The organism is Gordonia sp. NPDC003585 (assembly GCF_040610755.1).
Classification (GTDB): Bacteria; Actinomycetota; Actinomycetes; order Mycobacteriales; family Mycobacteriaceae; genus Gordonia.
Genome location: NZ_JBEXMX010000073.1, coordinates 12,939 through 28,013, shown reverse-complemented (window position 1 = coordinate 28,013; position 15,075 = coordinate 12,939). Strand labels below are relative to the sequence as shown.

Annotated in this window: 14 protein-coding genes and 1 pseudogene; 5 read left to right on the top strand and 10 right to left on the bottom strand. The window is 65.7% G+C overall.

Annotated features, from left to right (window positions below; all coding sequences use genetic code 11):
- Nucleotides 1–173 (top strand): annotated as a pseudogene (locus ABZW74_RS18510) (acyl-CoA dehydrogenase); the annotation flags it as partial.
- Here ABZW74_RS18510 and ABZW74_RS18505 read toward each other — a convergent pair.
- The 3 genes from ABZW74_RS18505 to ABZW74_RS18495 are packed head-to-tail and all read right to left on the bottom strand — an operon-like array spanning nt 160 to nt 4,417.
- Nucleotides 160–1,518: a dipeptidase gene (locus ABZW74_RS18505; protein ID WP_355278261.1), complete on the bottom strand. Its 1,359-nt coding sequence runs from the start codon at nt 1,516–1,518 to the stop codon at nt 160–162. The pseudogene ABZW74_RS18510 and the gene ABZW74_RS18505 sit on opposite strands and share 14 nt — an antisense overlap.
- Nucleotides 1,519–1,565: 47 nt before the next feature.
- Nucleotides 1,566–2,942 (bottom strand): DUF2252 domain-containing protein, encoded by a 1,377-nt coding sequence (locus ABZW74_RS18500; protein ID WP_240856320.1) that lies wholly within the window; start codon nt 2,940–2,942, stop codon nt 1,566–1,568.
- Nucleotides 2,943–2,977: 35 nt separating this feature from the next.
- Entirely contained in the window at nt 2,978–4,417 is a 1,440-nt protein-coding gene (locus ABZW74_RS18495) for a hypothetical protein (RefSeq protein WP_355278259.1), read from the bottom strand.
- A 179-nt stretch (nt 4,418–4,596) separates the two neighbouring features.
- Here ABZW74_RS18495 and ABZW74_RS18490 point away from each other — a divergent pair, with 179 nt between their 5' ends.
- Nucleotides 4,597–5,163, top strand: a complete 567-nt coding sequence (locus tag ABZW74_RS18490) for a hypothetical protein (protein WP_355278257.1) — start codon at nt 4,597–4,599, stop codon at nt 5,161–5,163.
- 133 nt (nt 5,164–5,296) lie between these two features.
- Here the strand turns inward: ABZW74_RS18490 and ABZW74_RS18485 are convergent, their stop codons facing one another.
- From ABZW74_RS18485 to ABZW74_RS18470, 4 genes are all read right to left on the bottom strand, one after another.
- Nucleotides 5,297–5,776, bottom strand: a complete 480-nt coding sequence (locus tag ABZW74_RS18485) for a DNA starvation/stationary phase protection protein (protein WP_240856228.1) — start codon at nt 5,774–5,776, stop codon at nt 5,297–5,299.
- A gap of 46 nt (nt 5,777–5,822) precedes the next feature.
- Nucleotides 5,823–6,254 carry an organic hydroperoxide resistance protein gene (locus tag ABZW74_RS18480; protein WP_240856229.1) on the bottom strand — a complete coding sequence of 144 codons (432 nt, stop codon included), beginning with the start codon at nt 6,252–6,254 and terminating at the stop codon, nt 5,823–5,825.
- Nucleotides 6,255–6,368: 114 nt separating this feature from the next.
- Nucleotides 6,369–7,820 carry a catalase gene (locus ABZW74_RS18475; protein WP_355278253.1) on the bottom strand — a complete coding sequence of 484 codons (1,452 nt, stop codon included), beginning with the start codon at nt 7,818–7,820 and terminating at the stop codon, nt 6,369–6,371.
- 86 nt (nt 7,821–7,906) lie between these two features.
- Nucleotides 7,907–8,326, bottom strand: coding sequence for a Fur family transcriptional regulator (locus ABZW74_RS18470; RefSeq protein WP_355278250.1), 420 nt, complete (start codon nt 8,324–8,326; stop codon nt 7,907–7,909).
- Between the two features lie 240 nt (nt 8,327–8,566).
- On the opposite strand from ABZW74_RS18470, the gene ABZW74_RS18465 reads away from it, so the two are divergent.
- Both ABZW74_RS18465 and ABZW74_RS18460 read left to right on the top strand, forming a co-directional pair.
- On the top strand, nt 8,567–9,574 hold the full coding sequence (locus tag ABZW74_RS18465; RefSeq protein WP_355278248.1) for a 2OG-Fe(II) oxygenase family protein: 1,008 nt from the start codon (nt 8,567–8,569) through the stop codon (nt 9,572–9,574).
- Between the two features lies 1 nt (nt 9,575).
- Nucleotides 9,576–10,862: an amidohydrolase family protein gene (locus ABZW74_RS18460; RefSeq protein WP_355278245.1), complete on the top strand. Its 1,287-nt coding sequence runs from the start codon at nt 9,576–9,578 to the stop codon at nt 10,860–10,862.
- 157 nt (nt 10,863–11,019) lie between these two features.
- Here ABZW74_RS18460 and ABZW74_RS18455 read toward each other — a convergent pair whose 3' ends face one another.
- The 3 genes from ABZW74_RS18455 to ABZW74_RS18445 form a co-directional block, all read right to left on the bottom strand.
- Nucleotides 11,020–11,682, bottom strand: a complete 663-nt coding sequence (locus ABZW74_RS18455; protein ID WP_355278242.1) for a hypothetical protein — start codon at nt 11,680–11,682, stop codon at nt 11,020–11,022.
- 98 nt (nt 11,683–11,780) lie between these two features.
- Nucleotides 11,781–13,208 carry a hypothetical protein gene (locus ABZW74_RS18450; protein WP_355278240.1) on the bottom strand — a complete coding sequence of 476 codons (1,428 nt, stop codon included), beginning with the start codon at nt 13,206–13,208 and terminating at the stop codon, nt 11,781–11,783.
- 24 nt (nt 13,209–13,232) lie between these two features.
- Nucleotides 13,233–13,850 (bottom strand): TetR/AcrR family transcriptional regulator, encoded by a 618-nt coding sequence (locus tag ABZW74_RS18445; protein ID WP_355278238.1) that lies wholly within the window; start codon nt 13,848–13,850, stop codon nt 13,233–13,235.
- Nucleotides 13,851–13,978: 128 nt separating this feature from the next.
- On the opposite strand from ABZW74_RS18445, the gene ABZW74_RS18440 reads away from it, so the two are divergent.
- A complete protein-coding gene (locus tag ABZW74_RS18440) occupies nt 13,979–15,046 on the top strand; it encodes a Rieske 2Fe-2S domain-containing protein (RefSeq protein ID WP_355278235.1) in 1,068 nt (355 codons plus the stop codon).
- Nucleotides 15,047–15,075 lie beyond the last annotated feature (29 nt).

Genomic DNA, 15,075 nt, shown 5'->3' with positions numbered 1-15,075 from the left:
CCGCGCAACTCGCGCTCGACGCGGCGGCCGCGCTCGTCGCCGCCGAGGGCGGTAAGGCGCTGATCGGGGGCAGCGACGCCGAGCGGATCTTCCGCGAGACAGCTTTCATTCTGGTGGCCGCAAGCCGACCACAGCTGAAAGATGCGCTGCTGCAGCGCTTCAGCGGTCTCTGAACCGCTTCGCGTAGTCCCGGAGGAACAGCGCCTCGACCAACGCCATGTGCTCGATCTCGGACGGATCGACACTCTCGTTGGGCGCGTGGATGAGGCACTGCGGTTCTTCCACCCCCATCAGCATGATCTCCGCGTCGGGGTAGGTCTGTTGGAGGACGTTGCACAACGGGATGGCTCCGCCCTGCCCCTGCACCAAGACATCGGTGCCGTACGCGGTGCGCATGGAGTCGACGAGGGTGTCGAAGCCGACGCCGCCCGTCGAACCCACGAAGGGTGATCCGATGGCGTCGCGTTCGATCGACAGACGAGCGTTCCATGGCGTCACCGAGGTCAGATGATCGACCAGCGCATCCTGCGCCACCTGCGCGTCCATCCCCGGTGGCACCCGAAGGTTGAGCCTGGCCCGCGCTCGGCCCTGCACGGCGGCCGACGACCCCGCCACCGACGGGCAGTCGATACCCAGCACGGTCAATGCCGGTCGGGCCCAGATCATTTCCGACACGGTGCCCGAGCCGACCAGACTCACGCCGTCGAGAACCGTTGCATCGGAGCGGAACTGATCGCCCGGGTACTGAACACCATCCCACACCTGCGTGTTGTCCAGTCCGTTGACCGTCGTATTGCCATCCGCGTCACGCAGCGTGGCAAGCATCGCGATCAACGCCGCCAGCGCATCCGGTGCAGCACCCCCGAAGACACCGGAATGCATTGCCGAACCGAGTGTTTCGACGGTGACGGTCACGTTCGCGATGCCACGGAGCGTCGTGGTGAGACTGGGTTTGCCGACCGCGAAGTTTCCGGAATCGACCACGAGGATCGTGTCCGCGCGCAACAGCTCCGGATTCTTCGGGACAAAATCCTCGATACCGCCCGTCCCCTGTTCCTCCGAACCTTCGCCGATGATCTTGATGTTCACCGGGACGTCGTTGCCCAACGCCCGCAGGGCGGTCAGGTGAACCGCGATGTTGCCCTTGCAATCCGCGGCACCACGCCCATACCACCGACCGTTGCGCTCGGTCAGGTCCCACACCGGGGAGTCCCACTCGTCGGCCCCGAGTGGCGGCTGGACGTCGTGATGGAAGTACAGCAGCACGGTCGGGGCGTCGTCCGGTCCGTCGAGATGACCGGTGACGGCCTTGCTGCCGTCCGCTGTTTCGTGGGCGGCCACGTCGGCAAATCCGGCCTCGACGAAGGTCTCCTCGAGCCAGTCGACCATCTTCTGGCATTCCTCGGGCGGCGCCTGCTCGACGTTGTACACCGACTGGAATCCGACCATCGCGGCCAGATCCTCCTTGGCCCTGCCCATCAGATCCCGAACACGTTCGGCCAGCACGTCATCGCTCATCTCGACCCTCGATCCCTGTTGCACGTCGGTGTGATCGTCGCATCGCGTCAACGACTGAGCGTCGGCGCGGGTACCGCTTCGAGGTCGCGCACCTCGATCGTTCCCGCCTCGATTCCCCGCAGCATCGCAGCATGATCGCCGTCGTTGAGGTCGGCGTAGGCGACCGAGAAGTCGGCGATCGCGTCGCCGAAATTGGGATCGCCGGCCAGATACTTCGCGATCTCGGGACGGCTCGCGGTACGCGCGTGGGCTTGCGCAAGGGTGCGGCCGCACAGCTGTGCATAGAGTTTCATCGCCTCGGGTTCGAGCGCCTCGACGACCACCGATCCCTTGCCGTCACGCAGTTGCCGGAGATAGAAGTCGCGTCGCTCACCGTTCTCGTCGGCGCCGCTGCTCCACCCGAGGAAGATGTCGCTCGACGCCTGCAGGAGCCGCTGACCTTCCACCACGCGCTGACCTTCGTTGTCGAAGCCGGAGGCCGGAACGTAATCGGCGAGAACGGACCGCTGCGCCTCCTTCATCTGCAGGAACAACGGGTCCTCGAGGTTCTGGCCGATCATCAGCGCGATCCACGCCCGAGTGCCCACGCTGCCGACACCGACCACCTTGCGCGCCGCATCCACCATGGTGAACTGGTCGAACAATGCGCGGACATGACCCGGCAGGGCATCTCGATAGTTGTTGAACCGAACCTTGATGGCATCGGAGACGAAGTCGGCGAGGTTGTCCGGGAACAGTTCGTGGACCGGCACCAGCAGCGGTGGCTCACTGCGAATGTGCGCCTTGCCCTCGGCGTCGATGACGCACAGCTTGGCGACCGCCTGCTCGCTGTTGCGGTGCTTCGCCTTCTTCAGGGCCTTCTGGGTGCGCTCGTTGATGGAGGTGTCGAGGCGGTTGCCGATCACCGCCTGGATTTCCTCGACATCCATTCGCGCATACCAGCAGTCGAGCGTCGACTTCTTGACGGAGTGTTCGATCGACTTGCGATAGGCCTTGGCCACCGAGCGAGCGAATCGGCGATTGGCCTTGTCGTCAAAGCCATTGTTGCGCCCGGCGACCACAAAGCTGGCGGCCAGACGCTTGACGTCCCATTCGAAGGGACCGGTGAAGGTCTCGTCGAAGTCGTTGAGGTCGAAGGTCATTCGACGCTCAGGTGTGTAGAACAGACCCAGGTTGCTGAGGTGGGCGTCGCCGCAGAGTTGCGTCATCACACCCGAACTCGGTGTGCGCGACAGGTCCGACGCCATCACCGCCGCCGCGCCACGATAGAACGTGAACGGTGTCGCAGCCATCCGGGCATGGCGGACGGGGATCAGTTCCTGAACCCGGGAGGTTGCCTGTGCCGCCAGGATCTCCAACGAATCGGGCCGCTCCTGCGGCGTCGGGCAGGCGGACAGATCGACTGCTGCGGTTGTCGTCACGATGTCTCCTCAACACGGCCCGGGCGGCCGACTGGCGATCACTGGTAGGAGACGAACCACGGTGCCGGGCGAACCGCCATGGTCTGCGCAGGCGTGAACGTGGGTTTGTCCTCTGTGTAGAAATTCTTCCAGCCCATCCACACTCCCGCAGGGAGATCGGTGATCAGTCGACGCCACGTGTCCATCTTGACGGGCGGAACTCCATGCCCGTCCGCATGGATCAGCACCTGCAGTTCCGGATGGTTGGTGGCAATCTGCCGACGGTTGGCGAGCATGTCGGAATCGAATTGGTGCAGCACCAACAGCTTCTGCGGCAGGTTGTTGTCCCGGACCAGCGAGGCCAGCCACGCCGACGTCCGATTCACCTCGGCCGCCGCGACGGAGCCGATCTGGGTGAGGTGCACCTGGTTCGGCTTCAACCGCCATTCGGGATCGAGGGCGAGGCCCACATGAGGCTGCCGCAGCAGACCCGCATACCGCTTCGCCTGGGTCAGGAAATCCATCCGACCCGGCTGCAGATCCAGCGTCACGTACACACCGGCGGCGCGTGCGGCGTCGACCCAGGGCCGGATCACCGCGGGGTCGATCATGTTGGTGTAGGCGCCACCGTCGCCGGGAGCGGCCGACGCGACAGTCACGATGATCTCGAACGCCGGGATCACCGGCACGCGACTCACCCGCTGGTAATCGGCGGCGAGACGTTTGGCGCGAGCGATCGACGCGGGAATGTTCTGCCGACCCAGCGGTCCGAGTGCCGGCGCATCGGGCGATCCGTACAGCGCGACCATGCGGCGGGACGGGAAGATGATCTGACCGCCGCCGGGCAGTTCGGGCACGGTGCGCGCCGCGGCGACGCGCTGCCCGAAGACGTCGTCATCGCCGAAACCGCGCCCCACAGCCAGGATGGGTGCCGACCCTGCGGCCTTCACTGCAGCGACCGCCGCCCCGCTCGACCGCGGATCGGCGGCAGGCAGTTCGACGACCTGACCGTGTCCCGCGCGTGCCGTCAGGACGGCGTCGCGCGCCACCGGCCTCGTGACGAACACGAGCGGAGCGGGCCCGGCAGCAGGGTTGTTGCCGCTCAGCGAGTCGAGATCGCGGTTGGGTGCCACCGCGCTGATGGTTTCGGGGACAGTACCGACGGTGTGGATCGACCCGACACCCAGGCGTCCCAGCTCGGACGCGACGGCGTCGCCGCTCTCCGGGGTGATGCCGAAGATCGGAACGTGTGCGCCGATCGCCGCATCGCCTGCCCGCTGCCAGTCGCTCTCGTCGGCGTCGGAACCCACGACCACGGCGCTCGGCGACGAACCGAACAGTGCGCGACTGAGCAAGACGGCCGGCGGTGCGTCGCCGTCGAGAACCGACACCCCTGATGCCAGCCCGGTCAGCCGAACCGCGGGTCCGGTCCGCACCATCGACGCCGACGCGGCGGCCAACAGAGCGACGACGAGCCCGAGAACGACAACCGTGGCCATTCGCGCGCGTGTCATCAGACCCCTAGTTCACCCCTCGTGCCCGACCTTCGTGTGCGGCACCTGGCGAGCCGCTGTCGGGGGCAAACCTACCAGCGGCGGCGTCGGCGCACCTCGCACCACGCACGTATGTGTGTGACCTGCTTCACCGACCACGACGGGAGGCCGGTAGCGTTGCGGGCATGACTGTGTGGGGTGTGGGGTTGGGACTCCTCGCGGCAGCGATCGCAGTGGTCGCCTTTGTCCGCTACCGAGAACGTGAAAATGCGTCGTTGACGCGCAGCGCCGCACTGGCGCGTGAGTTGCGCGCGCTGGCGGCCGACGATGAGGTGCGGCTCGCCGCGGTCGACGAGTTCGAGCAGACGATCTATCAGCGACTCTTCTACACCTCGGTGGTGGGGCCATGGGTGCGCAGCGCAGCGTGGGCGCTGCTGGGCACCGTCCTGGCCGGGGCCGCCGCACTCACCATCGGCCCGCTCGACGGCGCCGTCGCCACGGCGCTCTACATCGCGGCGATCGGCCTGGTGCTCGTCTTCGGCGTCGCAACTCTCGCGTTTGTCGGGATCGCACTGTTCCACACCGCGACGACTCCGCGCGTGTCGTTCCGGGACTCCTACGCCGACGACGAGCCGGTCGAGACTCCTCCCGTCGCGAAGCCGGCGGTCGAGTCCGAGCCGGAACCGGAACCCGGCGACACCGACTCCGACGACAACGACACCTCCGAGCCCGAGTCCGAGTCGAAGAGCTGATCACGCGAGTTCGCACCTCAGCCATCGGAAGGTCAGCCGCTCTGAGCGGACGAGAACCAGAACGCGACGAACCCCGCCGGATTCCGGCGGGGTTCGTCATCTGGTCAGGCGCTCCGGTGACCGGGGCTGTCGGTCAGACCGCCTGCGCCTGCCACATCCAGTGGAGCTGCTCGAGCCTCGATGCGAAGCCGATCAGCAGGTCCTGGGTGACCGGGTCGGTGTCCTCGGTGGTGGCGATGCGCTCGCGGAGACCCGCGATGACCGCCTTGAGGTTGGACACGACTGCGGTCACCACGTCGGAGTCCTTTGTCCAGCCTTCGCCGAAGCCCGTGGTGTGAGCTGTCTTCGCGACGGTCTCGGCCCGGCCGTCGGGGCTCACCCCGATGGCGGTGGCACGCTCGGCCGCGGCGTCGGTGAACTCGCGGGCGACGGTGACCAGTTCGTCCAATTCGAGGTGAACCGAACGGAACTGCGGGCCGACCACGTTCCAGTGGGCCTGCTTGGCGATGAGGCTCAGATCGATCAGGTCGACCAGCGTCTCTTGCAGAGCGTTACCGGTGACCGTCTTCTGTTCATCGGTCAGGGTGCTGGTGATGGGTGTTGCAGTGGTCATGTGTGATACCACTCCTTTCTCTTGAGTTCGTATGTGCGGCAACGACTCATACGCGGACGGTGACCGTCTGCTCGATGTTGCCGCGGGTGGCCTTCGAGTACGGGCAGAAGGCGTGCGCGCCGTCGGCGAGCTCCTGTGCCTTCGCTTCCTCGACGCCGGGGATGTAGACCTCGATGGCTGCGGTGAGCCCGAACCCGCCGTCGGCCGAGTCCTTGCCGAGGCCAATGGTGACCTTGACCGTGGACTCGTCGGGTACGGGCGAGCCGGCCTGCTTCGACGTCGCGCGCAGCGCACCCATGAAGCAGGCGGCGTATCCGGCCGAGAAGAGTTCCTCGGGGTTGCTGCCCTCACCACTGCCGCCGAGTTCCTTCGGCGGGCGCAAATCGAGGTCGATGCGCCCGGAGTCCGAGACGACTTCGCCGTCACGCCCCCCGCCTGCCGACGTGGACGAGACGTGGTAGATCGCTTCTACTGTCATGAAGTTCCTCCTCGATGAAGTGGCCCGGTCGGGCGCAAACACTGACGTGCCTCATTGAAGTCCAACGGCCGGACCGTCGGGTCGATTCCGTGATCGGACATCAAATGTCCTCGATCACCCGTTACGGACGCCTTCTTCCACCTTCTTGCCGAGATCCTCGTCGACGTTGCGCCAGTACTCGAATACTCGCGACAACACGGGCTCTTCGACGCCGTCGAGGACGTGTCCGACGATGTTGGACACCAACCGTTCCCGAGCGGCATCGTCGAGCACCTCGCGAACCATGGTGCCCGCCTGCGCCCAGTCGCTGTCCTCCGGATGTTCGACGTAGCCGGCGCGGATGGCCTCGCCGTCGAAGTTCCACAGTCCCTCGTCACCGGCAGCCTCGGCGTCGGCGTGCGGCCCGCCGTAGGAGTTGGGCGCGTACACCGGCACCTGTGGTCCGGAGAAGTCGTAGGCCATCGCACCCTCCTTGGAGTACGTGTTGACCTCTGCATTCTTCGCCGAATTCACCGGCAGCTGAGCGTAATTGGTGCCTACCCGGTAGCGGTGCGCGTCGGCGTAGGAGAACACCCGGCCGAGCAGCATCTTGTCGGGGGAGAACCCGATGCCGGGCACCAGGTTCGACGGTTCGAACGTCGCCAATTCGATCTCGGAGAAGAAGTTCTGCGGATTGCGATTGAGCGTCCACTTACCGACCTCGATCAGCGGATAGTCTTGCTGCGACCAGACTTTGGTGAGATCGAACGGGTTGAAGCGGTAGCTCTCGGCCTCGCCGACGGGCATGATCTGGACCTTCATCGTCCAACTCGGGAACTCGCCGCCCTCGATGGCGTCGTAGAGATCCTTGCGGTGCAGGTCGGGGTCGCTGCCGGCGAGTTTATCGGCTTCCTCCTGGGTGAGGTACTCGATGCCCTGGTCGGTCTTGAAGTGATACTTGACCCAGAATCGCTCGCCCTCGGCGTTGACCCACTGGTAAGTGTGCGAACCGAATCCGTCCATGTGCCGCCAGGACTTCGGGATACCGCGGTCTCCCATCAGCCAGGTGACCTGGTGTGCCGACTCGGGGCGCAGCGTCCAGAAATCCCACTGCATGTTGTGGTCGCGCAGTCCGGAACCGGGCAGTCGCTTCTGTGAGCGGATGAAGTCGGGGAACTTGATCGGATCCTTGATGAAGAAGATCGGCGTGTTGTTGCCGACGAGGTCGTAGTTGCCATCCTCGGTGTAGAACTTCATCGCGAAACCCCTTGGGTCACGCCAGGTATCCGGGCTGCCCTGCTCGCCCGCAACGGTGGAGAACCGGACCAGCGACTCGGTGCGCTTGCCCGGTTGCAAGAACGACGCCTTGGTGTAGCGCGACACGTCACCGGTGATGACGAGTTCGCCGAATGCGCCGCCGCCCTTCGCGTGCACAACCCGTTCCGGGACGCGTTCACGGTTGAACTGCGCGAGCTTCTCGATCAGGTAGTGGTCGTGCAGCAGGATCGGTCCCTGGGTGCCGGCGGTGAGCGATTCGTTGTCGCTCGCCACGGGAATCCCGGCATTGGTGGTGGTGCGAGGAGTCATCGCCATCTCCCTCTCATTGGTGTCTTACGTTTCTTCTGCCGCGGCGCCACTGGGCTGGACGACGCTGACAAGTCTCTTGTTGTGCCTCACGAACGGCAGGATTTGCACAGTCCCCAGAACGTGACCTCGGCTTCGTCGACGAGGAAGCCATGATCGTCGTCGGGTGACAGACATGGCGCAGTTCCGATCACGCAGTCCACGTCGACGATCGTTCCGCACGACCGGCACACCAGGTGGTGGTGGTTGTCGCCGGTCCGCGTTTCGTAGCGCACCGGCGACTGCGCCGGCTCGATCTTGCGAAGCAGACCCCGCTCGGCACAGACCCGCAAGACGTCGTAGACGGTTTGCGTCGAAACGCCACCGAGCTTCTCGCGGACGGCCGAGGCAACGAAGTCTGCCGTCGAATGTGGATGCTCCGCAATGATTTCCAGTGCGGAGAGCCGGGGCGCAGTGACGCGCAGACCGGCAGCTCGAAGCTGCCGCGCCGGTGTCATCTGCTCACTCATGGTTGCCACCGTACAGCAATAAATGGAATGAATCCAGAAAGTGGATTACATCCAGAAAATGAGTGTTGGCTAACCTTGCCCCCGTTCGACTCGCGCCCTTCTCGACCGGCGGTGTAATCTCGTCGGCACGAGGCCTCGTGTAGCAGCGGAGAAGAGTTCCGCTGTTCGCGTCCGCGACACTCTTCTCTCACGTGTCGCGTCGAAAAGCGCATGCGGACTCATTCCAGCGAGAGATAACCCATGTCAGACATCACGACCACCCCGAACGACCGCTTTGAGATGACCGAGCTCAATCGCGAGGCATCGATGGGCGGCCTCGGCACCGAGACCACCGACCGCGAGATCCGGCGCATCAGCCTCGCCGACTTCGAGACACGACGCGACCAGATCGCCGACGAACTCTGGGCCGCGGCAACCGATATCGGCTTCTTCCAGGTCATTGACCACGGGATCGACATGGACGCGGTCAACCATGCGTTCGCCATGTCGGCGAAGTTCTTCGAACTGCCGCGCGAGGTCAAGGAACAGCTCCCCCTCAAGAAGGGGCAGAATGCCGGGTGGGAGTACTCCAGCCAGGTCCGACCGTCGGTCGGCACACCGGATCAGAAGGAGTCCTACCAACTCACCCTTCCCCGCATGGACGGACTGTGGCCGACCGACGACGAACTCGCCGGTTTCCGGGCCACGCTGCTCGACTTCGAGCGCCGGTGCTGGCGCCTGGCCATGGACATCCTCGGCTGCTTCGCCGAGAAGCTCGGATTCGACCGCGACTTCTTCACTCGCGCACACGATCCCAGTGTCGACACCTACCAGAGCACGCTGCGCCTGCTGCACTACTACGCCTTCCCTGACGCCCTCATCGACGAGCCGAATGTCTGGCGAGCCGGCGCCCACACCGACTTCGACGCGTTGACCCTGCTGTTCCAGCGCACCGGCCAGGGCGGCCTTCAGGTGCTGCCGGGCGCCGAGGCCGCATCGGAGGCGTGGACCCCCGTCGAGCCGTCCGACGAGGCGATCACCTGCAACATCGGCGACATGCTGATGCGCTGGTCCGACGATCGGCTGCCGTCGAACTTCCATCGCGTGCGCGCGCCCCGTCGCGGCGAGTACACCGGCCCCCGCTACACGATCGCCTATTTCGCACAGGCCAACACCGACGCAGTGATCGAGTCGGCTGCCGGCAAGTACCCGCAGATCACCGGCGGCGACTACATCGCGCAGCGCATCGCCGCGAACTTCGGGAAGTGAGATGGCCGACCTCATCGATGTCGCCGTCTACACCGGTGGACGGTGGTTGCCCCATCAGGACATTCGAATCCAGGATGGCTCGGTGGTCGGCATCGTTGGCACCGCAGAGCCGAGCGAGCGCGGAAATGGCCATGTCATACCGGGTTTCGTGAACACACACACCCATCTGCAGCAGTCGCTGATGCGCGGTATCGCCGAATGCACGCCGTTGCTGGAGTGGCTTCTCGCGGTGGGCGAGGAATCGGTGGCGATCACGCCCGAGCGCGCCTACCTCGCCGCGACGGCGGCATGCCTGGAGGCGCTTCGGTCGGGCACGACGACCGTCGTCGAGCACATGTGGCCGCACCCGTCCGACGACGTGCATGCCGCCGTCATTCAAGCGTTTCACGACACCGGAATTCGTGCGGTGCTCGGTCGGGGTGTCGCCGACCGGCCGGACGCCTCCCGCAAATGGGGCTTCGAGCCGCGGCTCATGCAGCCGCTCGATGAGGTGCTCGACCACGTCGATCTGCTGCGCGATCGGGTCGACGGGACTCGCATCAGAGTTGCTCTCGCAGTGCCGAATCCGCGGTCGCTGACCGAGAGGGGCATGGTCACGCTCCGCGAGTTCGCCGATGCGCGAGAGCTACCGGTCTCGATCCATCTGCTCGAGACCCCGACCGACGACCGGATGTGTCTGGAGCACGCCGGAACCGGCGCCGTCGAGTATCTCGACCGCAGCGGCTTTCTGTGGGACCGCGTCCTCGCGGTGCACTGCGTCGAACTCGACGACGTGGGTCAACGCATCCTCGCCGATCGGGGCGTCGCGATCTCACACAACCCACTGTCCAACATGCGTTTGGGCAGCGGGGTCGCGCCGATCCCGGACATGATCCAGAACGGACTACGGGTCGGGCTGGGCGTTGACGGCGCGGCGTCGAACGACACCCAGGACATGCTCGAAACCTTCCGGGTCGCCGCCTACCTGCAGCGGGCCGTCCACAAACGGGCGGATCTACTCGGGTTCGACGAGATGCTCGACATCGCGTGCGGCGGGGCCAACGCGGTGCTCGGTTTGCCCGCTGTGTCCGGCGGCGTGCAGGTCGGTGCTCCGGCGGACCTCACCGTGATCCGCTTCGACCGCGACTATGCAACGCTGCCCGTCCGCGACCCTGGTGCGTCCCTACTGACCACCGGCTCACGATCCATCGTCGACACCGTCATGGTCGGCGGCGAGATCGTGGTCGCCGACGGCCGCAGCACCCGCGTCGACGAAGCGGAGGTCACCAAGGAGTTGCTGGCGCTGTAGGGCCGACCCCGCTGGTCGAGCCGGTACCGAGCGCAGCGAGGCACCGTGTCGAGACCACTGGCGAGACAACAAGGTCATCTCGCCAGGGGGCTTCGAGGCTCGCAGGCTCGCACCTCAGCCATCGGGGTGGAGCGCTTCCCGACGGGCGCTCGGTGCCCTACTGCCCTCGCAGCATCCGCGACGGTCGCATCCGGCTCGACTCGGGCAGCCATCGATCCACGACGCGCCGCAGCGAGATCACCCCGGCCAGCCCCAACAGTGCGAACTGCAGCCACGACACGACAACCATCGTCGAGGAGATCTCGTCGTACCGGAACAGCAGGTCGGAACCGATGGGAATGCACAGCATGTTGACGATCACCGCGGCGAGGAAGAAGTTGCGGCAGTTGCGGCTGTGATGGTTCGCGGCGGCAACCAGGAGCGGGTATTCGATGGCGAGCAGCACCAGGATCATCAGCAGCATGAACGGTGGGAAGAATCCCGCCAGGGAATCCACCCGCTCCTCGGGTGCCGCATTGTTCGGGTCTGACGCGACGCCGTCGAGGAGTCGCTGCCGGAGCAGGTCGGTGATCAAGCCGAGGTTGAGGAACCCGTACACCACGGCGATCACCCCGCAGGCCGCCGCACCCCACCAGGCGACGCGCGCATGCACGAGGAATGCCCGCGGGGCCACGCCGGGATCCGACTGCCGGGTCGGGTACAGATTCGCCTGGTCACGGTCCTTCGACGACCGCGCGAGCGCGGCGAGATCCTCCGCGTCGAGTTCGGCCTGTGTGGGCGTGCGGTCGACGTCGTCGTCGGGGTCGCGTGCTTCTGCCATGCAGTTGATCCTGCCACTGCGTCCGACGAGGGTCACGCCTACCGCTGGCTGAGCGCGAGGAACCCCTCTGCAGGCAGAGCTCAGGGAGCGGGTGGGATTCACCGCGCGATCTTGAGCATCCGTCCGATCGTGGCCTGCCACAGCGCGCCGTCGCGGCTGATGGTGCCGGTCAGTTCCAGCGGCTCGTCGATCGGCCCGTCGCCGACCTTGCGCGTCACCACTCGCAGCCCCGTCGCGAAGTCGGTCGCGACGAGGTAGATCGGTCCCACTTGCTGAATACCCGGCCGATAGGGCCCGTAGCCGAGCGCGTAGATCAGCCCGTCGGCGCGGGAGAGCCGCGGCAATGTCGCAATGCGGTCGCGGTTCTCCCACACCCGATGACACCCGCCTGCAGTGACGTCGACCCTGGTGGCGCCCCCGACAAAGCCGGCCGATCCGGGCTTGCTGGGACCGTCGACCGCCATCGGCGGGTACTGGTAGCCATAGGTACTCGGGATCACCAGCGAGTCACCCCAGGCGATGATCGAGTTCTCGGTGCCCTGCCCCGACGACCCGAACGCCGGCATCCGACAGACCACGTTCCCGGTATCGCTCTGATACACAAGGAGATTCGGTTTGCCGTCGGCGTTGTCGACGATCGCCACCCAGCGGTCACCGTCGGGACCGAAATAGGTGGGGGTTGTTCCCGAACCCCAGGTCAGCTGGCCCGGCTTGCGCGCGGTTCCGCGGTCGTACGCCCGACGCCAGACCACGCGCGGTCGCCCGTCGGCGCCGGCGGTCATCTCGTAGAGGGCATGGGTGGTCAGGATCGAGGCACCACCGGCCCGGATCGAGAGCCCGTTGCCCAGCTGCTCACCGCGCGGCAGGGCGGTGGCCGCGACGCGTCCCGATCGACCGACCGTGCCGACCACTCCCCTGGTGGTCGCAAACCAGATGCGGCCCTGCAGGTCTGGTGCCAGTCCGGTGATCGCGTCGCCCGCGGGGATCGTCGACGACACGTCGATCCGATCATCGACATAGACCTGCCACCCTTGCGCGATCCGTCGATGTGCCACGCGCAGAATCGAATTGGAGCCGTCGGCGACGACCACTCGATTCCGGTCGTCGAGATATCCGTACACACCCCCGAGAAGTCCGCCCTTGGCGAGTTCGAGGTGCGCGAGCGGTGCGGCGGTGTGCGGATCGAACAGCGTGACCGACGGGACGGCGAATCCGACCGGCTTCGTCCCGACGAACCGGGTGCACAGCGACACCGGCAGGCCGTCGGAGCCGATGAACGTCGCCGCACAGGCCCCGCCCGGCACCGACGACGCCACCACATGCCCGGTCCGCCCCGGACCGCGCCACGGCGTCGAATCCGTGGACCACAGATCGCCGTGCATCAACGAGGTACCAGTGGGACCGAGACCGGTCAGCGGTACTGGTGCGACCGGAACCGCGTGTGCGGGCGATCCTCCGGAAAGCCAGAGCGCCAGAATTCCGATCACCACGACGACTGTCCGACCCGCGCCCCTCACCATGCGCATCTTTCTACACCGTGCGACGTCGACTCAGTCGGTGAGGTAGGCGACCATCGCGTCGATGAGGCCCCGCTTCGCGTCGTCGAGGTCGCCATATGTACCCAGAAATCGCTCCGACGAGATTCCGCGCATGGCGGCCGGAATGAGCGCAGCCATCCGGCGGATCCGGACCGGTTCGATGTTGAGGTCGGCGAACGCTCGGTGGCATGCCTGTTCCCAATCCGGCTTCCACGAGGCGAGTTCCGCAGCGGTCAAGGGGAATTCGCGTTCCAGCTCGGCGTGGTCGCGAGGTAGCGCCGCACGCAGGGTCTCGATTGCCAGGGCCTCCGGCGTCGTCAGGCCGACGTACATGCCGTCGATCAGGGCTCCCACCCGCTCGGCGAGCGTGCCGCCGGGCGCCAGATTGGCGGGCAGGTCACCACGCTCCTCGGCCGTGTGCCGCAGGACCGCGGCCCACAGACCGTCGATGTCGCCGAACTGATACTTGACGACACCCCAGGTGGCGCCGATGTCGCGGGCAATGCGGTTCCCCGACACCGCCGCCGGATCACCAGTCGCCAGCGAGGCGATCGCCGCCTTGATCATGCTCTCGCGCGTCGCGAGACCACGTTTGTTGGCCCGACGCGTGTTGGTGGTGGCCTGGCTCATGGTCTCGATGCTAGCCCGACAACCAGGCAAGAAGCCAGTTTCACAGAGGGGTCTTGCACTATTTCATAGAGGGTTCTATGGTTCGTGTAGAACAGCCCTCAACTGCCCCCTTCACTGACAGAGGACCGATGGCACAGACCCCACTGTCGATGCACCCGACCGGATGGTTCCAGGTCGCCTGGTCATCTGAGATCACCTCGCGCGATGTCCACAAGATGAAGTACTTCGGACGGGAAATGGTTGCTTGGCGGGCGGCGTCGGGAAACCTGTCGGTGTTCGACGCCTACTGCGAACACCTCGGCGCCCACCTCGGCTACGGCGGCCATGTCGAGGGCGAGAACCTGGTCTGCCCGTTTCACGGCTGGGAGTGGAATGCCCAGGGACGCAACGTGTGTGTCCCGTACGAGAACCATCCGAACAAAGTGCGACGCATCCGCAGTTATCCGGTCGTCGAACGCAACGAGGCCGTGTGGATCTGGTACGACGTCAATCAGCGCGAGCCGTACTTCGAGGTGCCGGACATGTTCACCGGTTTCGGCGACGACCCAGGCGACGCCGACAACTACTACCCCCCTGTACCGGCGGCGACATTGTTCCGGCAGGGACTCGAGTTGCATCCCCAGTACGTCATGGAGAACGGCGTCGACTTCGCGCACTTCAAGTTCGTGCATGAGACACCGTTCATGCCCGAGTTCACCCGCCACGACTTCGAGGGCCCCGTCTCCTACGTGGACTTCACGATCGCATTCGAAGAGGGTGTGACCCTCGAAACCGCAACCAGCGGAGTCTATTCGATCAATGCAGGTCTGGGCTGCTCGATCACCAAGTCCTGGGGGATGATCGAGAATCGCACCATGCCCGCGGTCACCCCGGTCGACGACGCCACCTGCGACGTCCGATTCACGGTGTGGATCGGACGCAAGCCGGGCGACGACAGTCCCGAGATGAGCCGCTACGGAAAGACAATGGCCGACCTCGTCATCGAGCAGTTCGACCGGGACGTCGAGATCTGGTCGCATCAGCGCTACTCCGACCCGCCCGCACTGTCTCGCCGAGAGCTCAAAGGGTTCAAGGCATTACGAGAATGGGCGGTTCAGTTCTATCCCGACGGCGGACCCGCCGGCGTCGACCCGACTCGGCCGGAGAGTGGCGCCATCATCCCCCGGCACCCGTCCGCTGTCGCCAGAACCGCCTGACACCAGACATTTTCACAACTCAGAAGGGC